Below are 23,749 nucleotides of genomic sequence, written 5' to 3' on the forward strand. Positions count from 1 at the left end.
GATCAACTCCCGCTCGTGATGGTGGACTGTTCGGACTCGGTCTCGTCCAGTGCGGACAGCAGCTGTTGTACCGGGATCCGGCCGCCGGCGACCAGCTGCGCGCCGGCCTCCCGCAGGGTCCGGGCCAGCGGCGCGGCCCAGGTGTTCTCGTAGACCAGGACGGCCGCCGCCGCGCCCGGCGCCAGGATGTCGCCGATCTCGCGCAGGTCGTCGCCGCCGAGGATGCCGGACGCCGCGCCGTGGAACGCGCCCAGCCCGGCCACGTCCATCTCGGTGCCGTCCAGCGCCATCACCGCGCCGTCCGCCGCCTTGCGGACGAACAGCAGGTCGAGCACCCGGATGGTGTGCTGGTCCACCAGGTCCAGCAGCATCGGGAACGCCTTGCCGGTCAGGCTGCCCCGCGGGAACTCGATGCACAGGTAGTCGATCGGTCCCATCTCCTGAAGATCGGTCATCAGGCACCCACCGGCTCGAGACGGCGGTCCGCGGCGTCCGCGATCCCGGCCACCCGCTCCGGTGCCCGGCGGCGGCTGACCAGCGCCTCCAGGCCCAGCGCGATCAGCGCGCCGCCGGCCGCCGCGACCAGCGGCAGCACCACGAGGATGCCGTAGTCCGGCCGCGCCGGGCGGCCCCGGAGCACCAGATAGGCGTCCCCGGCTCGCTGCTTTGCGATCTCTCTCCTGGTCATGGATTCCCCTCAGCTCGTGATGGTCCGGGAGGTGAGCCGGCGCCACGAGGCGGGCCCACGCCGGCTCCGCCGGTGGTCCCGGCCCCGATGCGCTGGCCCCAGCGTGCTCGCCGGTCCGGGCCGGGTCCTCATCCGTCGCGGGTGAAAGCGCCGGTCGCCGGCCGGGTTCATCCCCACCGGGTGAGGCGGTGGGTGACCGATGTCGGCGACCGTCGGCGCATGCCGGCGTCCGCGCCTCGCGCGGCCCGCGCCGGCCCGAGGCCCGCAAGGGAGAGATCATGACAGGCTCCGCGAGTTCGTCACCCGCCGCGGCATCAGAGAACCCTTTCCCGGTACGCCCGGAGGACCCGCCCGTGGCAGCCGGCGGCCTGGCCGGCGACGACGCCGCGGAGCTCGAACGCCTGCGTGCCGAGGTCGCGTCGCTGCGCGCCCGGCTCGACACCCGCCCGCCGCCTCGCCGGCAGCGCACCGGCCGCCACCCGATCCGCGGCACCATCGCCGCGACACTCGTCGCCATCGCCGCGTTCTGCCTGGTCACCAGCGTGGTCGGGCTGTGGGCGGCGCGCACCACGCTGAACACCGACCGCTACGTGGCCACCGTCGCCCCGCTGCCGCAGGACCCCGCGGTCTCCACCGCCGTCGCCGAGTACGCCACCACTCAGTTGTTCGAGGTGGTCGACGTGGACGCCCGGCTGCGCGCGGTGCTGCCGCCGCAGGCCGGCTTCGTGGTCGGCCCGCTGACCGGTCAGCTGCGCGAGCAGGTCGACAAGATCGTGACGAACGTGCTGCGCAGCGACCGCTTCCAGCCGATCTGGATGGAGCTGAACCGGCGGGTGCACCAGCGGGTGATGGCGGTCCTCAACGGCACCAGCGACGTGCTCACCGCCTCCTCGGACCGGATCCAGATCGACCTGCTGCCGCTGATCAACCAGGCGATCCGGGCGGTGAGCGACCAGTTGCCCACCATGTTCGGCAAGACGATCACACTGCCCGACCTGAGCAGTGGCGAGATCCCCGCCAACCTGCGCGATCGGATCTCCGAGCAGCTCGGTGTGGAGCTGCCGGCGAACTTCGCCCAGTTCACCGTCTACGACTCCGGGCAGCTGTACGCCGCTCAGCAGGCCGTCGTCGCCGCCAAGCGGTACCTGGCGCTGTTCGTCGCCGCCACCGTCCTGCTGGTGCTCGCCGCGTTCCTGATCTCGCCGCGCCGCCGGCGGACCACCCTGCAACTGGGGCTGTGGCTGGTCGTCGCGGCGGTGACGATCACCGCGATCCTGCGGGCGGTACGCCGGGAGATCCTCGAACAGGTACCCGGCGGTGTCTACCGCGACGGCGTGGACGCCGCGATGACCAGCGTGTTCGGCCTGCTCCGGGACCGGGGCACGCAGATCATCGTGATCGGCGTGGTGCTCGCCGTGCTGGCCTACCTGGTCGGGCCGGGCCGCTTCCCGCGGTGGCTGCGCGCCCAGCTGGCCCGGGCCGGCCGGGCGACCGGCCGCGGCGTGCGTTCCGGTTCCGCGGTGCTGGCCGCCCGCGGCCCCGGCTGGATCGCCGCACACCTCGACCCGGTCCGGATCGCCGGCGTGGTGGTCGCCGCGATCCTCGCCCTGATCCTGTCCTCCTGGACGTCCCTGCTGGTGATCCTGATCCTGCTGGCCGCCTACGAGGTGGCCGTCACGGTGATCGGCCGGCGCGAGCCGGAGCCGCTCGCCGCCGAGCCGCAGCCGGGCACCTGACCGGCACGACAGCGACCCCGGGTGCCGCCGGCGCCCGGGGTCGCTGTCGTGTGGTCAGGACTTGGTGGCCGCTTTGAAGGCGGCGTGGTCGCGTTCGGTCTGGGTGGCGTAGGACTCGGCGAAGTCGGCCAGGGCGCGTTCGAAGCGGTCACCGCGGCCCAGGTAGGCCGCGATCGCGATGCGGTCGCCGCTGCGGGCGTGTGCGCGGGCCAGGATCCAGGAGCACAGTTCGGCGTACGCCCGCAGGCCCTCCGGGTTCATCTCCTCGGTGGTCACCGACCCCTTCCAGTCGCGCAGCTGGCGGACGTAGAAGTCGCGGGTCTGCCCGTCGAAGCCGACGGCCCGGTCCCAGCCCAGGAAGATGTCGCTGCTGGCCTGCATGAGCCGCTGCCCGGCGACCACCCGGTGGCCCTCGCCCAGCGGATCCGGGGTGTCCGGGCCGAGCACCGACCGGTTGGCCTCCTTGACCTGCAGGAGCAGCGGATCGGTGTCGTCACGGCCGGTCAACAGGACGATCCAGCAGCGGGTGCCGACACTGCCCACACCGACCACCTTGCGGGCCAGGTCGACGAAGCGGTACGCGTCGAACAGGTGCCGCCGGTCCTCGGCGAGCGTCTCCCGGTACTCGGCCAGCAGCCCGCGGATCTGCTCCTCCAGCTCGACCCGTTCCACCTCGGGCAGCAGATCGGCCGCCGGGACCAGCAGCGGCGGGTCGGCCACGATCCGCCGCCGGCCGCCGACCACCTCGGTCAGCTTCCGGTACGCCTGCAGGCTGGTCCGGGCCCGTGCCTTGGCGCCGGCCGCGGCCACCTTGCGGCGGCGTTCCTTGTCCAGCCGCGCCATGACGTCGTCCACGTCGGCGTGGGCGTACCAGACGTCCAGCTCGCCGAGTTTCCTGAAGCCGGCCATCGCCTCCCGGTAGCGCCGGCCGGCGGCCCGCAGGATCCAGGCCCGGTCCCGGCGGCCGAAGTCGTTGGCCCGGGCGGCCAGCGCGACACTGACCAGCAGCCGCTTCACGTCCCACTCGAAGGGGCCGGGGAACGTCTCGTCGAAGTCGTTGAGGTCGAACACCAGCCGCCGCTCCGGCGAGGCGAACAGCCCGAAGTTGTACAGGTGGGCGTCCCCGCAGAGCTGGGCGGTCAGGCCCGAGTGCGGCTGCGCGGCGAGGTCGGCGGCCAGTACGGCGGCCGCCCCGCGGTAGAACGCCAGCGGCGAGGCCCGCATCCGCTTGTGACGCAGGTCGAGCAGTTCGGGCAGCCGGTTCGCCTCCTGGGCGAAGAGCAGGTCCACCGGATCCGGGCGGTCGGCGGCGGGCTGGAACGAGCCGTGCCGGTCGAGCGGGGTACGTTCCCGGGCCGCCCGGCCGGCTTCGGCACGGGCCCGCGGACCGGCGAGCACGGTGCTCATGGCCGGTGGTCGCCGAAGGTCTCGAGCAGCTCGTCGCGTTCCTCGTCGGTGAGGTTGGTGGCGACCAGCTTCATGCCCATCCCGTGGAACCGCTCGCCCAGCCGGTCCAGATTGCCCTCCTCGGTGACCAGGAACAGCGCCGAGGTCCCCTCGGTGACCTCCAGCCGGATCCGCTCCAGCGTCTCGCGGTCGATCCCAGTCCCCTCGGTGGCCTTGGCCAGCGCACCCACCCCGGCGCCGACCACGCCGCCGATCACCGGGATGAAGAACAGGCTGCCCAGCACCACACCCCAGAACGCGCCCCAGCCGGTGCCGCGCCGGGTGCGGTCGTGCGCGTGGTGGGTGTCCGGCTTGCTCGCGCCCTGCGGCCAGGTCACTATCGCGTGGTCGACGATCTTCACCAGATCGTCGGCGGCCGCGTACTTGACGGCGTCGAACGCGTGCTCGGCGCCCTTCGGATCGTCGTACTTCCATACCGTGAAGGTCGTCATGCCGTCATGGTCGCGGTGCGGGTGCGGCCGGAGCCTCATCCTGTGCGGGGGAATCGGCGAGCAGGACGTTCATCCACCGCGTGCTCGGGTCGATGTCCACCAGCAGGCCCTTGGCGAGCAGGGTCAGCGGGATGGCCAGCAGCGCGCCGAGCCCGCCCAGCACCCAGGCCCAGAAGATCAGCGCCAGGAACGAGATGGTGGTCGACAACCCGACCGCGTCGCCCACCACCTTGGGCTGGATCACCGACTGGATGATGAAGTTGACCAGGCAGTACAGCACGATCACGGTGATCATCAGCTGCGGGCCGCCCTGCAGCAGGCCGAGCAGCGCCGGCGGGATCACGCCGATCACGAAGCCGATGTTCGGGATGTAGTTGGTGATGAACGACAGCAGGCCCCACAGCAGAGGCAGCGGCACGCCGAGCGCCCACAGCAGCAGCGTGTCGAAGACCGCCACGATCAGCCCGAACACCGTGCAGACCACCAGGTAGCGGCGGGTGCCCCCGGCGAACGAGCGGAGCGCGGCGACGACCTGCGGCCGTTCGCCCACCACGATGCGCAGCCGGGCCGGGAACTCCACCGCGTCCAGGCACATGAACAGCAGCACCGCGGCCAGGAACAGGGTGTTCGACAGCACCGCGGCCAGCCCGCCGAACAGCCAGCCGATCGCGTGCAGCACCGACTCCGGGTTGGCCGCGCCCACCGCGGTGCGCGCCTGCTCGGTGCTCACGCCCAGCGAGCCGAGGCCGTTCACGATGGCGTCGCGCAGGTCACTGAACTGCTGGGCGTACGTCGGCATCAGGTCGATCAGCTCGGTGACCGACACCGCCAGGGCGGCGCCCAGCGCGACCAGGATCGCGTAGATCACCAGCACCGTGGCGAGCGCGGCCAGCCAGCCCGGCACCCGGCGGCGGCGCAGCCACCCGGTCAGCGGACTGACCGTGACCACCAGCATCAGGCCCAGGAAGACCGGGCCGATCAGGTCGGACACCCAGCGCAGCCCGGCCACCACGACCACCAGGCAGGCGCAGCCGAGCAGCACCAGCGCCCCGCGGGGCAGCATCGCGGGTGGCACCGGCACCGTCTGGTTGCGGCGGTGCCCCGGACGGACCACCGGCCGGTTCATGCCCCGGCCCGGCCGGGCGTCGGGCGTGGACCTCACGGCCGTGTCTCGCCCAGCGAGGTCAGGCAGACCACCTGGACGCCGGACTTGTCCAGGCGGGTGAGCAGTCGTTCCAGGTCGTCGTCGGAGAGCCGGCCGCGGATCGTGCTCTGCCGGGGGATGGGCCGGACCCGCAACTCACCGAGAGTCCTGCGGAGCAGCGGGCCGAGGAAACCGCGCACCCGGATCTCGTATCGCTCCTGCATGACCTGCTCCCCTCGGGCGGCAAAAGATGTCCCTCGACACTCGCGGTCCTCGCCGTACCGGTGCATCGCCCACCGGGGATGAACAACCCGGCGGCGAACGGCGAACCGGGAGAAGTCATCCGTCCGGAATGAGGATCGGCGCCGCGCGCCGTGGCTGACTGGGCATCACGCCGCCGGGCCGCGCCGCGGTGGCGACACGATGCGGAAGGAGCACGACATGTCAACACTGGTCGCCATCGGCTATCCCGACGAGACCACGGCGACAGCGGCGTCGTTGGAGGCCGACCGGCTAGCCAAGGATCTGATCATCCAGCCGGACGCGATCGCCGTGATCATCCGGGACCGCGAGGGCAAGTACCACGTCACCACCAACCACCACGCGGTGGGCGGCGGGGCCACGTGGGGGATGTTCTGGGGCCTGCTGTTCGGCATGCTCTTCTTCATCCCGGTGCTGGGCATGGCGGTCGGCGCCGGCCTCGGCGCGCTCACCGGCAAGATCGCCAAGAACGCGATCAACAAGGAGTTCCAGGAGCGGATCCGGGAGGAGCTGCAGCCGGGCACGTCGGCGCTGTTCCTGGTCGTCGAGTCGGTGACGCCGGACAAGGCGGTCGAGGCACTGAGTAAGTTCGGCGGCACGGTGCTGAAGTCCTCGCTGCCGAAGGAGACCGAGGAAGAGCTGCAGGACGCGCTGCACGGCGGCGGCGCCGGCAAGTAGGGTCCGGACCATGGAGAGTGGACGCCGCCCGGCCTGGCTGGGCGGCGTTTTCCGGGTCAGCGCCGAGCATCCGGGCCGGGACCTGGTGGCCGGGCTGGTGCTGACCACGCTGCTGGTGCCGCAGGGGATGGCGTACGCGGAGCTGGCCGGCCTGCCGGCCATCACCGGGCTCTACACCAGCATCCTGTGCCTGGTGGCGTACGCCCTGATCGGCCCCTCCAAGGTGCTGGTCCTCGGGCCGGACTCGTCGCTCGGGCCGATGATCGCCGCGGTGATCGTGCCGATCGTGGCCGCCTCCGGTGCCGATCCGGTGGCGCTGGCGTCGATGCTGGCGCTGATGGTCGGCGTGATGATGACCGTGGCGGCGGTCGCCAAGCTGGGCTTCGTCGCCGACCTGCTGGCCCACCCCACCCAGCTGGGCTACATGAACGGACTGGCCCTGACCATCCTGATCGGTCAGCTGCCGAAGCTGTTCGGGTTCTCGGTGGACGCCGACGGGCTGTTCGCGGAGGCGGGCGGCTTCGTCAGCGGGGTGGTGAACGGCGAGACGGTGCCGGCCGCGGTCACCCTGGGCGCCGGCGGGCTGCTGCTCATCCTGCTCCTGCGGCGCTACCTGCCGAAGGTGCCGGGCATCCTGGTCGTCGTGGTGGCCTCGATCGCCGCGGTGTCGCTGCTGGACCTCGACGTGGACGTGGTGGGCGCGCTGCCGCGCGGCTTCCCGCCGTTCACGCTGCCGCACGCGAGCTGGCACGACCTGGGTCTGCTGGCGGCCGGCGCGCTCGGCATCACCCTGGTCTCGGTGACCGACACCATCTCCACCGCGTCCGCCTTCGCCGCCCGCACCGACCAGGAGGTGCAGGGCAACCGGGAGATGCTCGGGATCGGCGCGGCCAACCTGAGCGCCGCCTTCTTCCAGGGCTTCCCGGTCAGCACCAGCGGCTCGCGGACCGCCGTGGCCTTCCAGGCCGGCGCCCGCAGCCAGCTCACCGGCCTGGTCGGCGCCGCCGCGATCACCCTGCTGCTGGTCCTCGCGCCCGGCCTGCTGAAGAACCTGCCGCAGCCGATCCTGGCCGCCGTGGTGATCGCCGCCTCGCTGTCGCTGGCCGACCTGCCGGGGATGCGCCGGTTGTGGAGGCAGCGCCGGGTCGAGTTCGCCCTCGCCGCGGCGGCCTTCTTGGGCGTCGCCCTGCTCGGCGTGCTGCCCGGCATCGCCGTCGCTGTCGGCCTGTCGGTGCTCAACGTGTTCCGCCGCCTGTGGTGGCCGTACCGGACCGTGCTGGGCCGGCCGGCCGGCGTGAACGGGTATCACGACGTGCGGTCCTTCCCGGACGCCGTGCGGGAGCCCGGGATGGTGATCTTCCGGTTCGACGCGCCGCTGATCTTCGCGAACGCGCGCACGTTCCGTGAGGAGGTCCGGGCCGCCGTCCGCGCCGAGCCGAAACCGCGGTACGTCGTGGTGGCCGCCGAGCCGATCACCGACGTCGACACCACCGCCGCGGACATGCTCGAGGAGCTCGACGAGGAACTGAACGAGGCCGGGATCTCACTGGTCTTCGCGGAGATGAAGTCACCGGTGCGGGAGAAGATCGACAGGTACAAGCTGACCCGGACGATCGATCCGGCGCACTTCTTCCCGACCGTCGAGGACGCGGTTTCAGCCCTGCGGGAGGATGCCCGCTGACCCGGCACCGCACAGCGTGACGGTATGAACGCAAGCGAGAACGCCGAGCAGCGACGCCTTCGGGACGCCGACACCGCCGCCGTGGACTGGCGGCACTGGGGGCCGTACCTCAGCGAACGGCAGTGGGGGACGGTCCGGGAGGACTACAGCCCGGGCGGGGACGCCTGGAACTACCTGACCCACGACCAGGCGCGATCCCGGGCGTACCGGTGGGGTGAGGACGGGATCGGCGGGTTCAGCGACGACCGGCAGCAGCTGTGCCTGGCGGTGGCGTTGTGGAACGGGCGCGATCCGATCCTCAAGGAACGGTTCTTCGGGTTGACCAACGCCGAGGGCAACCACGGCGAGGACGTCAAGGAGTACTACTTCTACGTCGACGGGACGCCGACGCACTCCTACATGCGGATGGTCTACAAGTACCCGCACCGGGAGTTCCCCTACAACGACCTGGTCGCCACCAACCGGGCGCGCGGGCGGGACGAGTTCGAGTACGAGCTGGTGGACACCGGGATCTTCGCCGAGGAGCGGTACTTCGACGTGGAGATCGAGTACGCCAAGGCCGGCCCGGAGGAGATCCTCACCCGGATCACCGTGCACAACCGCGGTCCGGAGCCGGCCGAGCTGCACGTGCTGCCGACCGTCTGGTTCCGCGCCACCGGCGGCCGGGGCCGGCTGGTCGCCGGCGAGGACGCGTCGGTGCAGGCCGACCACGAGCAGCTCGGCACCCGCTACTGGAGCTGCCTGGGCCAGCACTCCCTGCTGTTCACCGAGAACGCGGACGGGCGCAAGGACGCGTTCCACCGCTACCTGATCCAGGGCGAGAAGGAGGCGGTGAACACCGAGCCGGCCGGGACCAAGGCCGCGGCGGTGGTCACCGTGACGCTGCCGGCCGGCGGGACCTCCCGCGTACGCAGCATGCTGAGTGACCAACCGCGCACCGTGACCGAGGCGGAGTTCGACGCGGTCGTCGAGGCACGCCGCGCCGAGGCCGACCAGTTCTACGCCGCCCTGTTCGCGCCGGCGCTGAGCGAGCCGGAACGCCAGGTGGCCCGCCAGGCACTGGCCGGGATGCTGTGGAGCAAGCAGTACTTCGGCTACGACGTGGAACGCTGGCTGAAGGAGCACGGCAGGGACCCGCTCGGCGCGCCGGACATCCGCAACGGCGAGTGGTTCCACCTGGACGCGCACGACGTCATCTCGATGCCGGACACCTGGGAGTACCCCTGGTTCGCGGCCTGGGACCTGGCCTTCCACACCGTCGCGTTCGCCACCATCGACCTGGCGTTCGCGAAGAACCAGCTGGAACTGCTGCTCAGCCGGCGTTACCTGCACCCGAACGGGCAGATCCCGGCGTACGAGTGGAACTTCAGCGACGTCAACCCACCGGTGCACGCGTGGGCCACCTACCTGGTCTACGAGCTGGAGAAGGCGCGCACCGGCAGCGGCGACCGGGCCTGGCTGGAGCGCCAGTTCCACAAGCTGTCGAAGAACTTCACCTGGTGGGTGAACCGCAAGGACATCGACGGGCGCAACGTCTTCCAGGGCGGGTTCCTCGGCCTGGACAACATCGGGGTCTTCGACCGCAGTGCGCCGCTGCCCACCGGCGGCCACCTGGACCAGGCCGACGGGACCGCGTGGATGGCGCTGTACTGCCAGAACCTGCTCCAGATCGCGCTGGAACTGGCCACCGACGACCCGGTCTACGTGGAGGAGGCGCAGACGTACTTCGAGCACTTCGCCTGGATCGCGGCGGCGGTGAACAACGCCGGCGGCGGCGCCTCGATGTGGGACGACCAGGACGGCTTCTTCTACGACCTGCTGCGCGCGCCGGACGGGTCGGCGCAGCCGCTGCGGGTGCGGTCCATGGTCGGCCTGCTGCCGCTGGCCGCCGCCACCGTCTACGACCGGAGCGTGGTGGAACGCTATCCCGAGGTCATCGACGAGATGCGGCATTTCCTCGGGCGCAATCCCGGGGTGATGGCGACGCTGGCCGGCGGCCGGCGCGGGCAGCGACTGCTGTCGCTGTTCGACGAGGAGAAGCTGCGCCGGATCCTGGCCCGGATGCTCGACGAGGACGAGTTCCTCAGCCCGTACGGCATCCGCGCGCTGTCCCGCCACCACGCCGAGCACCCGTTCGAGTTCGACGCCGGCGGCCAGGTGTACCGGGTCACCTACCAGCCCGCCGAGTCGGACACCGGGATGTTCGGCGGCAACTCCAACTGGCGCGGCCCGATCTGGTTCCCGATGAACGCTCTGATGATCCGCGCGCTGCTCAACCTGTACGGCAGCTACGGCGACGAGTTCACGGTCGAGTGCCCGACCGGCTCCGGGGTGCGGATGACCCTGTTCGAGGTGGCCCGGGAGATCTCCGACCGGCTCACCCGGATCTTCCTGCCCGATGCCGACGGGCACCGGCCTTGCTACGGTGGCCAGGGGATGTTCGCCGGCGAGCACTGGCGGGACCTGCTGCTCTTCTCCGAGTACTTCCACGGCGACAACGGGGCGGGCATCGGGGCCGCGCACCAGACCGGCTGGACCGGCCTCGTGGCGGTCTTCCCGAACCTGTTCGCCGGGTTGACCGGTCAGGACCTGCTCGACAACGGGATGACCGGCATCTTCCAGAAAGTGCAACAGAGGGAGGAACGATGACCGGCTGGCCGCCCACCCCGGCGATCTACGAGATCGACACCTGGCCCTGGCTGACCGGCGTCGCCCGCCGGCTCGGCCGCGAGGTCACCCTGGCCGACGTCCCGGGCGAGATCTGGGACGAGGTGGCCACCCCCGGCCTGGACGGGGTGTGGCTGATGGGCGTCTGGGAGCGCAGCCCGGCCGGGCTGGCGGTGGCCCACGGCAACGAGGGGCTGCAACGGGCGTTCCGCGGCGCGCTGCCCGACCTGACGCCGCAGGACGTGGTCGGCTCGCCGTACTGCGTGCGCCGCTACCGGGTCGACGACCGGCTCGGCGGACCGGCCGGGCTCGCCGTCGCCCGCCGGGAGCTGCGCGCGCGGGGACTGCGGCTGATCCTCGACTACGTGCCGAACCACGTCGCCCCGGACCATCCGGCGGTGCTCGCCCACCCGGACTGGTTCGTGCAGGGCACCGAGGACGGGTTCGAGGCCGGCGGCCGGATCATCGCGCACGGCCGGGACCCCTACTTCCCGCCGTGGCCGGACGTGGCCCAGCTGAACGCGTTCTCCCCGGGGATGCGGGAGGCGACCCTGGCCGCCATGTCGAGCATCGCCGAGCAGTGCGACGGGATGCGCTGCGACATGGCCATGCTGCTGACCAACGAAATCTTCGCGCGCACCTGGGGGAGCTATGTGGGTCCGGCCCCGGCGGCGGAGTTCTGGCCGGAACTGATCGGCCGGCTGCGGGAGCGGCACCCCGATGTGGTGCTGATCGCCGAGGCGTACTGGGACACCGAGTGGATGCTGCAGCAGCAGGGCTTCGACTACTGCTACGACAAGCGGCTCTACGACCGGCTCGCGCACGAGGACGCCGGCTCGGTGCGCAAGCACCTCGCCGCCGGCCGGGACTATCAGGACCGTCTGATCCGGTTCCTGGAGAATCACGACGAGCCGCGGGCGGCGGCCACCTTCCCGGCCGCCCGGGAGCGGGCCGCGGCGGTGGCGATGGCCACCCTGCCGGGCGCGACGCTCTGGCACGACGGGCAGTTCGAGGGGCGGCGTACCCACCTGCCGGTGTTCCTGGCGCGCTATCCCGACGAGCCGGCCGACGCCGGGCTGCGCGACTTCCACCGGCGGCTGGTCAAGGTCGCCGGACAGGTGCGGCACGGCGAGTGGCGGCTGCTGGACACCCACGGCTGGCCGGACAACTGGACGCACCAGGATCTGCTGGCATGGTCCTGGGACCGGGCGGTGGTGGTGGTCAACTATTCCGGGCACCCGTCCCAGGCCCGGGTCGCCCTGCCCTGGCCGGACCTGTCCGGACGGGCCTGGCGGCTGACCGACCGGCTGGACGGCCGGGTGTTCGAGCGGTCCGGCAGTGAGCTGGCCGCCGACGGTCTCTATGTCGATCTGCCGCCTTGGGGATCACACGTCTTGACTCTCGAGTAACCGGACCAGGACTTTCCGTCGCGGATTATCCGATCCGGACGATGCGGAGGTCTGCCGCCGCCAGGAGTCTGAACGAGGAGATCGCGAACGGGGTCGACCTCGGAGGTAGCGGACGTGACCATCGCCCAGATCACTGACTCACCCGACATATCCGGTTCCCTACTGGCCTCGAAGTTCGCGGTGCCGGCCGCCCCGCCGTTCATGGTGGCGCGGCCGGCTCTGCTGGACCGGGTGAGTGAGGGCGTACGCGGCCCGGTCACCCTGGTCACCGGGCTGGCCGGCAGCGGCAAGACCCAACTGCTCGCCTCCTGGGTGCGGTCCCGCGCGGTGGACTGGCCGATCGCCTGGGTCACCTGTGAGAACGGCGACGAGCCGGCGGCCACCTTCTGGTCGTACGTGCTGGAGGGCCTGCGCCGGGCCGGCGTGCCGGCCCCGGAGCCGGCGGTGCCCGGTGCGGCCGCCGGCCGGCCGGTGCTGGCCCGGCTGGCCGCGGTGATCGACGAACAGCCGACCCCGGTGGTGCTGGTGCTCGACGGCGCCGCGCAGCTCCCCGGCCGGGAGTGGTCCGACGGACTGGAGTTCCTGCTGGCCCACGCCCGTGGCCTGCGGGTCGTGCTGGCCGGGCGGTGGGACCCGCCGCTGCCGCTGTACCGCTACCGGCTGGGCGGGCAGCTGCGCGAGGTGCGTACCGCCGACCTGGCGTTCACCGCCGACGAGGCGGCCCGGCTGATGGAGCTGCACGGGGTACCGGTGACCGGGACCGATCTCGCCGCGCTGCTGGAGCACACCGAGGGCTGGGCCGCCGGGATCCGGCTCTGCGCCTGCGCGATGCAGGGCAGCGCGGACGTCACCCGGATGGTCACCGCGATCTCCGGCGACGAGTCGACGATCGCCGAGTACTTCATCGGTGAGGTGCTGCGCACCCAGTCGCCGGCCATGCGCCGGTTCCTGCTGGAGACCAGCATCCTCGACACGTTCTCCGCCGAGCTGGCCGCCACGGTCACCGCGCGGCCCGACGCGGCCCGCCTGCTGGCCGTGCTGACCAGGGAGAACGCCTTCATCCAGCCGGTCGGCGAGGGTGCCGAGCTCTACCGTTACCACAGGTTGTTCGCCGAGCTGCTGCGTGCCCAGCTGTCCTGGGTGGAACCCGAGCAGGTGGTGGTGCTGCACCAGCGGGCCGCCCGCTGGCTGGCCCAGCACGGCCGGCTCACCGACGCGGTGGGTCACGCCGTCGTGGCCGGCGACTGGGGGACCGCCGCGGCCATGGTGATCGAGGACTTCGCGATCGGCCGGCTGGTCGTCGAGGGCAGCTCCGGCCGGCTCGGCGGGCTGCTGGCCGGCCTGCCCGAGCACCTGGACCTGCCCGAGGTGGTGCTGGTCCGGTCCGCGCTGGCTTGGGGGGACGGCCGCCCGGGCGAGGCCCGTGAGCTGTTCGCGCTGGCCGGCAACCTGCTGGCGATCCAGGGCAGCGACTGCGACGACGGGGTCACCCTGGCCTGCTTCCTGATGCGGTTGCTGCTGCTGGCCGGTGGCCCGGAACCGGAACAGGTGGACGAGCTGGTGCCGGTGGCGAACGCGTTCCTGGCGGTGGCCCCGGCCCGCCGGCTGGTCCGGCGGCCCGAGCTGCGGGCGGTGCTGCTGGCCGCCGAGGGCGCGGCGCGCAGCGCGTGCGGCGACGTGAGCCGGGCGGTGGCGGTGCTGGCCGAGGCCGCGGCGGCGACCCCGGCCGGGTGCGAGAGCCTCAAGGTGGACTGCCTGCGGGCGGTGGCGGTGCTGGAGGCGTACCGGGGGCGGCTGGGCCGGGCGGAGACCGCGGCACGACACGCGGGCGAGCTGGCCGGACAGTGCGGGCTGGACCGGGACCACCGGACGGCCGCCGCCGAGGTGGTGCTCGCCTGGGTGGCCCTGGAGCGGTACGACATCGAGGCCGCCGACCGGCACCTGCGCGCCGCGCAGCCCGGCGACGATCCGCTGGCGGTCGCCGCGCACGCCGTGGTCAGGTCCCGCCGCCTGCAGGTCCGGGGCGAGCTGCGGGGCGCGCTGAACGCGCTGACCCCGGTGCCGGGCGCGCCGCCCTGGCTGCGCCGGGAGATCGACCTGGGCCGGGCCCGGCTGCTGATCGGCGCCGGCCGGCTGGACGACGCGGCGGTGCTCCTCGACGGCCACCCGCATCCGCGTACCGCCGACGTGGCAGTGGTGGAGGCCGGGCTCGCGCTGGCTCGCGGCGACACGTCGCGGGCGCACGAGGTGGCCCGGACGGTCGCCGACGCCGCAGGGGTGGCGGCGCCGGTGGCCCTGGACGCCTGGCTGCTGCTGGCCATGCTGGCGGCCGGCGCCGACGACGCGGCCGGTGCCCGGGAGGCGCTGCGCCGGGCCCTGCGGGTGGCCGGACCGGAGAACGTCCGCCGCCCGGTCCACCAGGTCTGGGGCGCGCTGCGGCGGGTGCTGCGCGACGACGAGAAACTGGCGGCGCTGGGCGGCCCGGCGGCCGCGCCGGCGGTCGGTGAGCCGGTGGTGGTGGAGGCGCTCAGCAAGCGGGAACTCGACGTGCTGCGCGGGATGGCCGAGATGCTGCCCACCGAGGAGATCGCCGCCTCGATGTACGTCTCGGTGAACACCGTGAAGACGCACGTGCGCAGCATCCTGCGCAAGCTGTCCGCGTCCCGGCGCAACGAGGCGGTGCGCCGGGCCCGCGCACTGAACCTGATCTAGTCGTGCTGCCGTACCGCACCGCCGTGGGCGGCCAGCGTATAGATGATCAGCACGTCCATGCCGATCAGGATGGCGGCCCAGACCGGCTGGGCGGCGATGAACGTGAAGTGGAGCAGGGCACCGAGGAAGGCGATCAGGATGCCGATCGCCCGGCCCCAGATCCGGCCGAGGAAGACGCCACCCGCGGCCACCAGGGAGAGCAGGCCGAGCCCGACGTGCACCCAGCCCCAGACGGTGTAATCCATCTGGAGCAGCAGGCCGTCCGAGGTCACCAGATAGAAGTGCTCCTCGTAGAGGGCGACGAGGCCCTCGGTCAGCTGGAAGACGCCAAGGGTCAGCAGCAGGATCCCGGCGAAGACCACCATGCCGGCCCAGCCGGTGGACGGCGCGGCGGGCGCGTCCGAGCCGCTGGGTCGCTCACTTGCGTAGCTACTGTTCGACATGCACCCAGAAGACGACGCGGAGCCCGTTGCGCGCCTCGCGCGTCACGGGTGAAACTCGGTGTCGATCGTGCAACTTGCACATTGAAATGCGCGGTACGTGCAAATACGAGGGGTTGCTGGTCCTGCACCCGCTGTGATTGCGTGGGCGGGGTGGCCCGATCTGCCATGTACTGATCGTTACGGCTGAGGCCTTGGGGGCGGGGCGTACAGCGTGAAGCTTCAATCTCTCGTAACTGAGAGTGATGTCGGCGGGATGCCGGCCAGGGACGCTTTTCGGGGGTTGGGGGCGCCATGCGAGAGACAACGGGCCACGGCCCGCCCGCACACATAGCGACGACCCGGGTGGCTCGTCCGAGACTGCCGCAGGGGGTGATCTGGCGGACCCGCCTGGCCGAGGCGATGGACGCCGGCGCCCGCCGTGCGGTGACGCTGGTCTGCGCCGGGCCGGGGTGGGGCAAGACCGCCCTGGCCTCGGCCTGGGCCGGAGCGCGCTCGATCGGCGGGCCGATCGCCTGGCTCACCTGCGAGCCGGGGCACAACGACCCGTACGTGTTCTGGTCCGACCTGCTGCTGGCCCTGCGCACCAGCGGGGCGATCCGGCCGGACACCGCGGTCCCGGACCGGGGCCCGGTGCTCTCCATCGACGCCCCGGCGTTCCTGCGGCGGCTCGGCTCCGGGCTGGCCACGATGCCCGCGCCTGTCGTCGTGGTGCTCGACGACCTGCAGGAGATCCAGGATCCCCGGGTGCTGGACTCGCTGGGCGGCCTGATCCGGAACCCGCCGGAGCGGCTGCGCCTGGTGCTGCTCACCCGGGCCGAGCCCGACCTGCCGCTGCACCGGCTCCGGGCGGCCGGCGAGCTGACCGAGATCACCGGCCGCGATCTCGCCTTCCGGGTGGAGGAGGCGGGCGAACTGCTGGCCCTGCGCGGCCGCCGGATGCCCGTCGACCGGCTGGCCGAGCTGGTCCGCAACACCGAGGGGTGGGGTGCCGGGCTGCGGCTGGCGCTGGACGCGCCGCCCGGTGTCGGCCCGGACGAGGCGGCCGCCGACTACCTGGTCCGCGAGGTGCTGGCCGCGCAGCCCGCCCAGGTCCGCGAGTTCCTGCTCTGGACCAGCGTGCCGGACCGGATCTCCGGCGGCCTGGCCGAGTCGCTGACCGGCCGGCGCAACGGCGACCAGCTGCTGGCCGACCTGGAACGGGCCAACCTGTTCCTGGAGCGGGTGGGCACCAACGGCTGGTTCCGGTACCACCGGCAGTTCCGGGCGGTGCTGCGCCGCCGGCTCACCCAGACGCACAACGGCACGGTGTCCCGGCTGCACCTGCTCGCCGCGCAGTGGCACACCCGGGTGGGCAGCCCGCTGGCCGCGCTCAACCACGCTGCCACGGCCGGCGACTGGCAACTGGTCGCCCGGCTGGTGGTCGACTACGGGATGCCGCTGTTCGGCTCGTCCGACCGCGGTGACATCGCCGCCCTGCTGAGCCGGATCCCGGCCGAGCGGCTGACCGACAGCGCCGAGCTCGCCTTCTGCGCGGTGCTGCAGACGTACGCGCTCGGCGACCTGGCCGGGGTGGCCGGCCGGGTCGCCCAGTGCCGGGCCATGCTGGCCGGCCGCAGCGACGACGACTGCCGGGTGATCGAGCTGGCCCTGGACATCGTCGAGGGGGTCACCGTGGCCCGCTGGCGCGGTGACATGCCGCGTCTGGTGGACACGTTCACCGGCGTGCTCGCCGAGCTGGGCCGGCTGCGCTGGGACCAGGTGCCGGCGATGCCGCAGTACCGGGCGCTCGCCCTGCTCAACAAGGGCATCGGGATGCTGTGGAGCGACCAGTTCGACCACGCCGACCGCTACCTGTGGGCGGCCGCCACCGGGGCGCGGGCGGCCGGCACGCCGTTCGTCGAGATCAGCGCGTTCGGGCACCTGGCGCTGCTCAGCGTGATCCAGGGCTCGATGGTGGAGGCCAAGGAGCACGTCGCCGCGGCGATCGGGGTGGCCCGCCGGATCGACGCCGAGGACCGGCCGTCGGCCGCCGCGGCGTACCTCGCCCAGGCGGTGATCGATCAGGAGCAGGGCCGCGAGGCGGCCGCCGAGGAGGCGCTGCGGCGCGCCCTGCACGCCGCGGGCGAGCAGCCGGAGGCGGCGCTCGCCGTGCTCACCGGCGTGGTCCGGGCCTACCTGCTGATCGACCGCGGTGAGGCGAACTCGGCGCGGGCCCTGCTCTGCGGGGTGGCCGGGGAGATCCGTCCCGGCCTGGTGGCGCCGATCCTGCACCGGATCCTGGACGTGGCGCACAGCGAGATCGACCTGGCGCGCGGCAGGCCGAACGCGGTGCTCGACAGGTACGCCGACCGCACCGGCCTCTACCCGGCCGAGCAGCTCCGGGTCGCGCAGGCGTGGCAGGCGGCCGGCTCGCCGAACCGGGCCGAGGAACTGCTCGCCCGGATCCGGGAGGGCACCGACCGGCTCTCCGCCGTCTGCGCCTGGCTGCTCACCGCGCTCGCCGCCGACGCGCAGGGCCGCGGGCAGCGGGCCGCCGACGCGATGGCCCGGGCGCTGGCCGGGGCCGAACCGGAGCACATCCGGCGGCCGTTCCGCCGCTTCGACGCCGACCGGGTGCTGGTGCTGGCCGAGCGGCAGCAGTGGCTGACCGAGCCGCCCGGCCCGGCCGGCGAGGGCGTTCTCGCGGAGATCACCGGTGAGATCCCGATCGTCGGGGGCCCGGTCGCCGGGCCGCTCAGCGAGCGCGAGATCGACGTGCTGCAGTACCTGCCCACCGTGCTGACCGCCGGGGAGATCGCCGAGAACCTCGGGATCTCGGTGAACACGGTCAAGGCGCACATGCGCTCGATCTATCGCAAACTGGGCGCCGGTCGCCGCCGGGAAGCCGTGGTCACGGCTCGTCAGCTGGGACTCTTGTGAAGAACTCCCGGCTGACGATGCCACCGATGATCGCGGCGAGCAGCAGGCAGAAGGAGAGGACGTACAACCAGCCGATGTAGGTGAACGTCAGCCCGATCGTGCCGTACTTGTCGGTGCTGGACTTCAGCGCCCGGGGCAGGTAGATCGCCTCGCCGCCGCGTACCGCGATCATCAGCAGGCCGAACACGACGCCGCCGGCGAGCAGCGGGCCCCGCGGGGCCCGCCCGCCGAGCAGCAGCCAGGGCAGCAGGATCGCCAGCGAGCAGTCCGCGACGAAGGAGACCAGCAACCCGGAGACGTGCGGCGCGGGCAGCAGCGACGCCAGCCAGCCCAGCACCCTGGCGAAGAGCAGGAAGACCACCAGCACCAGCACGGTGCCGATCTGCCGGCCGGTCGCCGCGGCGCCGGCCGGCTTCTGCTCGACCGTCCACACCACCAGGTAGGAGCGGACCAGCGCCCGGCTCAGCCCGGTCGCCGACAGGATCACGATCACCGAACCGGCCAGCCCGAACGCGTTGCTGTGGCTGCCGCTGAGCGCCTCCTGCAGCAGCCGCTCGCTGTCGGCCGGCAGGTGCAGCAGCCCGGTCAGCCGCGACCGGTAATGCGGCCCGAGCACCGCCGCCAGCATGATCAATAGCGGGAAGATCGAGGTGAACGACTGCGCGGCCAGCGTCATCGACCGATCGAAGATCTGCACCCGGACCAGCTCGCCGGCGCCGTGCAGCACCAGCCGGCCGACCCGGCCACCGAGCCACAGCGCGGCACGCGGCCGCAGCCAGCGCGGGATCCGCGACTCCCATCCGGGTGGTTCCAGCATGGCGCTTCACCTCCGCTGGGGTCACTGTCCGCGAGCCGCCGCCGGGCCACCCCATCCCAAGGGAGTGAAAACCGCTTTCCGGTACGCCCACAGCACCCGCCGCCCCGTCGCCGGTCGCGAGAGGGCCGTCACGCCCCGCCGAGGGTTCCGGCTGGTGGTGGCGGTGGTTTCCCGGGCCGGGAGTGGGTCGTCACTCCCAGCCGGGTTGTGGGGGCTGGTGGTGGCGGTGGTTTTCCGGGTGGGGAGTGGGCCGTCACTCCCAGCCGGGTTGTGGGGGCTGGTGGTGGCGGTGGTTTTCCGGGTGGGGAGTGGGCCGTCACTCCCAGCCGGGTTGTGGGGGCTGGTGGTGGCGGTGGTTTTCCGGGTGGGGAGTGGGTCGCCAGGACCAGCCGGGTTCTGGGGGCTGGTGGTGGCGGTGGTTTCCCGGGCCGGGAGAGGGTCACCACGACCAGCCGGGTTGTGGGGGCTGGTGGTGGCGGTGGTTTCCCGGGTCGGGAGAGGACTGTGACGACCAGCCGGGGGTTCCGGCTGGTGGTGACGGTGCTGGCCGGGCTCGGGCGGGAGCGGCCGGGCGGTGCGGGTGGGTCGTTCATCCCGCCGGAGGGATGCTGGACCGTCGGCGGGCCGGGACGCTGGGGCGATGCGGGTCAGGGAGCCTCTCGTCACGGTCGCGCTCGGGACGGCCGTCGTCGGCGTGACGATCGCGGTGCTCCCCGGGATCAGCGCCGACGACGGGTGGTCGGTGCTGGCCGTGGCCGTCCTGGTCGGGGTGCTCGGGGCGGTGGTCCGGCCGATCATGGTGCGGCTGCTCTCCGCGCTCGGCTGGGCCGGGGTGGTGGCCGGGTGGCTGGTCTGTCAGGCGCTGCTGGTCTGGGCGGCGCTGCTGCTGGCGCCGGGGGTGCACGTGACCGAGTTCTGGGCCGCGTTCGTGGCGGCCTGGCTCGGCGCGGCCCTGATGAGTGTGGGGCTCTGGGTGGTCACGGCGGGACAGGACGGCGCGGTCACCCAGCATCTGCTCCGGGTCAACCGGCGGTTCCGCGAGGAGGTGTCACCGACCGACGTGCCGGGTGTGCTGTTCCTGCAGATCGACGGGCTTTCCGCGCCGCTCGCCCGGTGGGCGATCGAGGCCGGCAACCTGCCCACCCTGGGGCGCTGGCTCTCCGAGGGCAGTCACGCGCTGGCCGAGTGGCACGCGCAGCTGCCGGCCACCACCCCGGCCAGCCAGGCCGGCCTGCTGCACGGGGCGAGCGCGCAGGTGCCGGCGTTCCGCTGGTACGAGAAGGAGACCGGCCGGCTGGTCGTCACCAACCACCCGCAGGACGCCGCGCTGGTGGAGAGCCGTTGCTCGGACGGGAAGGGGCTGCTCGCCGACGGCGGGGTGAGCGTCAGCAACGTGTTCTCCGGCGACGCGCCGACCTCGCTGCTGACCATGAGCACCGCGCGGCGCGGCGGCAACGGCCCGGCCCGGTACGTCAGCTCCTTCCTGCTCGACCCGTTCGGCCTGACCCGCTCGCTGGTGCTGACCGTCGGCGAGATCGTCAAGGAGCTGCACCAGGCCCGCCGGCAACGGTTGCGCCGGGTCCGCCCGCGGATGCGCCGCACCTGGTCATACGTGCTGCTGCGGGGCGCCACCAACGTGCTGCTGCGGCACCTGAACCTGGCCGTGCTGGCCGAGCAGATGATGCGCGGGGCACCGGCGGTGTACTGCGACTTCGTGGACTACGACGAGATCGCGCACCACGCCGGTCCGGCCCGGCCGGAGGCGCTGGCGTCGCTGGAGGGCATCGACGCGGCGCTGGCCACGCTGGAGGAGGTCGCGGCGGCGGCACCCCGGCCGTACCGGTTCGTGGTGCTCTCCGATCACGGGCAGAGCCAGGGCGCCACGTTCCGGCAGCGGTTCGGGATCCGGCTGGAGGACCTGGTCGCCCGGCTGACGACCACCGCTGACGTGGTGGTGCCGGAGGAGGACGAGCAGGCCGGCCGGGCGCGGAATTTGCGGGCGGGCATCGGGCGTACCGGAAAGCAGGCGCCGCGAGGGACGGCGGACCGGGCCGAGTTGGTGGTCGCGGCGTCGGGAAATCTGGCTCTGATCTATTTCGTGCAGCGACCGGGACGGGTGACCCTCGAAGAGATCGAACAGTGGCATCCGGAGTTGCTGCCCGGCCTGACGGCACACCCGGGAGTCGGCTGGGTGCTGGTTCGCTCGCAGCGCGAGGGGCCGATCGTTCTCGGTCGTGACGGGCGCCGGTGGCTTGACGACGACCACGTCATGGGCGTCGATCCGCTGCTCGGGTTCGGACCGCACGCGGCCGACGACCTGCGCCGGCACGACCGTCTCGCCCACACCGGCGACCTGGTGGTGAACAGCCTGTGGGACCCGGTCAGCCAGGAGGTGGCCGCGTTCGAGGAGCTGATCGGCTGCCACGGCGGGCTGGGCGGCCAGCAGAACCGGCCGGTGCTGATCCACCCCCGGGACTGGGCCGCGCCGGGCGTGCTGACCGGCGCCGACGAGGTCTACCGGTACCTCGGCGGCTGCCTGCGCAAGCTCACCCCGCCGGGGTGAACCACCGCACGTCACCGGCGATGACGATGGCATCAATCGATTGTGGAAGGAGCCCGCGATGTGTCGCTGGCTGGCCTACTCGGGTACCCCGATCCGGCTCGAGGAGCTGCTCTACAAACCACGGTATTCACTGATCGACCAGAGCATGCACTCCCGTCTCGGGGTGGAGACCACCAACGGCGACGGCTTCGGGGTCGGCTGGTACCCGGTGGACGGCCCGGGCGAGCCGGCGCTGTTCCGCGGCGTCGGCCCGGCCTGGAGCGACGCCAACCTGCGGGAGATCGCCCGGTCCACGCTGTCCCCGCTGTTCCTCGCGCACATCCGGGCCAGCACCGGCACCGCGGTGCAGCAGACCAACTGCCACCCGTTCCGGCACGAGAACTGGCTGTGGCTGCACAACGGCTCGATCCGGGAGTTCGGCAAGCTCAAGCGGGACCTGGTGCTGGCCGTCGACCCGCGGCTCTACCCGTCGCTGGCCGGCTCCACCGACTCCGAGGTGATGTTCCACCTGGCGCTCACCTTCGGGCTGCGGGACCGGCCGGTGGCGGCGGTGGAACGGATGGCCGGGCTGGTCGAGGCGGTGGGCCGCGCGCACAACGTGGCGAACCCGCTGCAGATGACGGTGGCCACCACCGACGGCGACCGGGTCTGGGCGTTCCGGTACTCCAGCGAGGGACACAGCCGGTCGCTGTACTACAGCACCGAGACCGCCGCGCTGCACCGGCTCTACCCGGACAACGCCCGGATCCAGCAGCTCTCCGAGGAGTCCCGGCTGGTCGTCTCCGAGCCGCTCGCCGACCTGGAGGACGCCTGGCAGCCGGTGCCCGAGTCGTCCTACGGCGTGATCCAGAAGGGTGCCGACGAGCTCGGCAGATTCGAACCGGCCGCACCCTGATCGGAGCCCCGTCATGGCCTTCCACGTGGACTCCGAGACCGGCCGGCTGCGTCAGGTGATCCTGCACCGGCCCGGCGTCGAACTCAGCCGGCTCACCCCGGACAACGTCGGGGAGCTGCTCTTCGACGGCATCCTGTGGGGCCGCCGGGCCCGTCAGGAGCACGACGCGTTCGCCGAGGTGCTGCGCGAGCGGGGTGTCCAGGTGCACTACTTCAACGAGTTGCTCGCCGACGTGCTGGACATCCCGCACGCCCGGGCCTGGGTGATCGACCGGATCATCAGCGACGACACTGTCGGGCCGACGCTGGCCGGGCCGCTGCGCCGGCTCGCCGAGCAGGCGGAGAGCGCCAAGCTCGCCGAGTACCTGATCGGCGGCGTGCTCAAGCAGGAGCTGGCCGGGTTCACCGTGAACAGCCTGCGCTGGGAGCTGATGGGCGCCGACGACTTCGTGCTCACCCCGCTGCCCAACCATCTGTTCCAGCGGGACAACTCGGCGTGGATCTACAGCGGGGTCAGCGTCAACCCGCTGGCGATGCCGGGCCGGCACCGCGAGTCGCTGCACAGCTCGGCGGTCTACCGGTTCCACCCGATGTTCGTGCTGGCCGACTTCGAGGTCTGGTACGGCGCCGACGGCCAGCCGCACCAGCCGGCCACCCTGGAGGGCGGCGACATCCACGTGCTCGGCAACGGCGCCGTGATGGTCGGGCTGGGCGAGCGGTCCACCCCGATGGGTGTGGAGAACCTGGCCCGCAACCTGTTCCAGGCCGGCGCCGCGACCAAGGTGATCGCCATCGAGCTGCCGCACTCGCGCGCGATGACGCACCTCGACACGGTGATGACCATGATCGACCGGGACACCTTCGTGATGTACCCGTACCTGGAGGGTGAGCTGCGGTCGTGGACCGTGCTGCCGGACACCGACCCGGACGGGCTCCGGGTGACGCGCAACCCGGACCTGTTCGCCACCATCGCCGAGACCCTGGGTTTCGACAAGATCCAGGTGCTGGAGACCAACGACGACCTCCGCGCCGCCCAGCGCGAGCAGTGGGACGACGGCAACAACTTCCTGGCCGTCGAGCCGGGCGTGATCATCGGGTACGAGCGGAACGTCACCACCAACACGTTCCTGCGCCGGCACGGCGTCGAGGTGATCACCATCGCCGGTGGCGAGCTGGGCCGGGTCCGGGGCGGGCCGCGCTGCATGACCTGCCCGATCGAACGCGACGCCCACTGAGAGG

18 protein-coding genes are annotated in these 23,749 nt (G+C 72.4%); 10 read left to right on the forward strand and 8 right to left on the reverse strand.

Annotation, left to right across the window (positions count from 1 at the left end; all coding sequences use genetic code 11):
• Positions 1–2: 2 nt before the first annotated feature.
• Both Actob_RS10000 and Actob_RS10005 read right to left on the reverse strand, forming a co-directional pair.
• Positions 3–455: a DUF6325 family protein gene (locus tag Actob_RS10000; protein ID WP_284919783.1), complete on the reverse strand. Its 453-nt coding sequence runs from the start codon at positions 453–455 to the stop codon at positions 3–5.
• On the reverse strand, positions 455–688 hold the full coding sequence (locus tag Actob_RS10005; protein ID WP_284919784.1) for a hypothetical protein: 234 nt from the start codon (positions 686–688) through the stop codon (positions 455–457). The genes Actob_RS10000 and Actob_RS10005 overlap by 1 nt, the downstream gene beginning before the upstream one ends.
• Positions 689–1,041: 353 nt before the next feature.
• Between Actob_RS10005 and Actob_RS10010 the strand changes: the two genes are divergently transcribed.
• Positions 1,042–2,424, forward strand: coding sequence for a hypothetical protein (locus tag Actob_RS10010; protein ID WP_284919785.1), 1,383 nt, complete (start codon positions 1,042–1,044; stop codon positions 2,422–2,424).
• Positions 2,425–2,478: 54 nt separating this feature from the next.
• Here the strand turns inward: Actob_RS10010 and Actob_RS10015 are convergent, their stop codons facing one another.
• Genes Actob_RS10015 through Actob_RS10030 form a run of 4 tightly spaced genes read right to left on the reverse strand, consistent with a single transcriptional unit; the run spans position 2,479 to position 5,690 of the window.
• Positions 2,479–3,831 carry a DUF2252 domain-containing protein gene (locus tag Actob_RS10015; protein ID WP_284919786.1) on the reverse strand — a complete coding sequence of 451 codons (1,353 nt, stop codon included), beginning with the start codon at positions 3,829–3,831 and terminating at the stop codon, positions 2,479–2,481.
• A complete protein-coding gene (locus Actob_RS10020; RefSeq protein ID WP_284919787.1) occupies positions 3,828–4,322 on the reverse strand; it encodes a DUF1269 domain-containing protein in 495 nt (164 codons plus the stop codon). The genes Actob_RS10015 and Actob_RS10020 overlap by 4 nt, the downstream gene beginning before the upstream one ends.
• A gap of 4 nt (positions 4,323–4,326) precedes the next feature.
• On the reverse strand, positions 4,327–5,484 hold the full coding sequence (locus tag Actob_RS10025; protein ID WP_284919788.1) for an AI-2E family transporter: 1,158 nt from the start codon (positions 5,482–5,484) through the stop codon (positions 4,327–4,329).
• Positions 5,481–5,690 carry a hypothetical protein gene (locus tag Actob_RS10030; protein WP_284919789.1) on the reverse strand — a complete coding sequence of 70 codons (210 nt, stop codon included), beginning with the start codon at positions 5,688–5,690 and terminating at the stop codon, positions 5,481–5,483. The genes Actob_RS10025 and Actob_RS10030 overlap by 4 nt, the downstream gene beginning before the upstream one ends.
• A 217-nt stretch (positions 5,691–5,907) precedes the next feature.
• Here Actob_RS10030 and Actob_RS10035 point away from each other — a divergent pair, with 217 nt between their 5' ends.
• The 5 genes from Actob_RS10035 to Actob_RS10055 all read left to right on the forward strand — a co-directional run bounded on the left by Actob_RS10035 (position 5,908) and on the right by Actob_RS10055 (position 14,874).
• Positions 5,908–6,405 carry a DUF1269 domain-containing protein gene (locus tag Actob_RS10035; RefSeq protein ID WP_284919790.1) on the forward strand — a complete coding sequence of 166 codons (498 nt, stop codon included), beginning with the start codon at positions 5,908–5,910 and terminating at the stop codon, positions 6,403–6,405.
• A gap of 10 nt (positions 6,406–6,415) precedes the next feature.
• Entirely contained in the window at positions 6,416–8,086 is a 1,671-nt protein-coding gene (locus Actob_RS10040) for a SulP family inorganic anion transporter (RefSeq protein ID WP_284919791.1), read from the forward strand.
• Between the two features lie 24 nt (positions 8,087–8,110).
• Positions 8,111–10,735, forward strand: coding sequence for an MGH1-like glycoside hydrolase domain-containing protein (locus Actob_RS10045; RefSeq protein WP_284919792.1), 2,625 nt, complete (start codon positions 8,111–8,113; stop codon positions 10,733–10,735).
• Positions 10,732–12,162, forward strand: coding sequence for an alpha-amylase family protein (locus tag Actob_RS10050; protein ID WP_284919793.1), 1,431 nt, complete (start codon positions 10,732–10,734; stop codon positions 12,160–12,162). The genes Actob_RS10045 and Actob_RS10050 overlap by 4 nt, the downstream gene beginning before the upstream one ends.
• A gap of 114 nt (positions 12,163–12,276) precedes the next feature.
• Positions 12,277–14,874: a LuxR C-terminal-related transcriptional regulator gene (locus Actob_RS10055; protein ID WP_284919794.1), complete on the forward strand. Its 2,598-nt coding sequence runs from the start codon at positions 12,277–12,279 to the stop codon at positions 14,872–14,874.
• On the opposite strand, the gene Actob_RS10060 is transcribed toward Actob_RS10055, so the two are convergent.
• Positions 14,871–15,317, reverse strand: coding sequence for a DUF7144 family membrane protein (locus Actob_RS10060; protein ID WP_284919795.1), 447 nt, complete (start codon positions 15,315–15,317; stop codon positions 14,871–14,873). The genes Actob_RS10055 and Actob_RS10060 overlap by 4 nt on opposite strands.
• Positions 15,318–15,659: 342 nt before the next feature.
• Here Actob_RS10060 and Actob_RS10065 point away from each other — a divergent pair, with 342 nt between their 5' ends.
• Positions 15,660–18,236 carry a LuxR C-terminal-related transcriptional regulator gene (locus tag Actob_RS10065; protein WP_284919796.1) on the forward strand — a complete coding sequence of 859 codons (2,577 nt, stop codon included), beginning with the start codon at positions 15,660–15,662 and terminating at the stop codon, positions 18,234–18,236.
• Here Actob_RS10065 and Actob_RS10070 read toward each other — a convergent pair.
• Complete coding sequence (locus Actob_RS10070; RefSeq protein WP_284919797.1) at positions 18,208–19,053, reverse strand: YhjD/YihY/BrkB family envelope integrity protein; 846 nt, start codon at positions 19,051–19,053, stop codon at positions 18,208–18,210. The genes Actob_RS10065 and Actob_RS10070 overlap by 29 nt on opposite strands.
• A 640-nt stretch (positions 19,054–19,693) precedes the next feature.
• Here Actob_RS10070 and Actob_RS10075 point away from each other — a divergent pair.
• Genes Actob_RS10075 through Actob_RS10085 form a run of 3 tightly spaced genes read left to right on the forward strand, consistent with a single transcriptional unit; the run spans position 19,694 to position 23,745 of the window.
• Entirely contained in the window at positions 19,694–21,616 is a 1,923-nt protein-coding gene (locus tag Actob_RS10075; protein WP_284919798.1) for an alkaline phosphatase family protein, read from the forward strand.
• A 58-nt stretch (positions 21,617–21,674) separates the two neighbouring features.
• A complete protein-coding gene (locus Actob_RS10080) occupies positions 21,675–22,511 on the forward strand; it encodes a class II glutamine amidotransferase (protein WP_284919799.1) in 837 nt (278 codons plus the stop codon).
• Positions 22,512–22,524: 13 nt separating this feature from the next.
• Entirely contained in the window at positions 22,525–23,745 is a 1,221-nt protein-coding gene (locus Actob_RS10085) for an arginine deiminase (RefSeq protein ID WP_284919800.1), read from the forward strand.
• Positions 23,746–23,749: the final 4 nt, after the last annotated feature.

It is taken from the genome of Actinoplanes oblitus (assembly GCF_030252345.1).
Taxonomy (GTDB): domain Bacteria; phylum Actinomycetota; class Actinomycetes; order Mycobacteriales; family Micromonosporaceae; genus Actinoplanes; species Actinoplanes oblitus.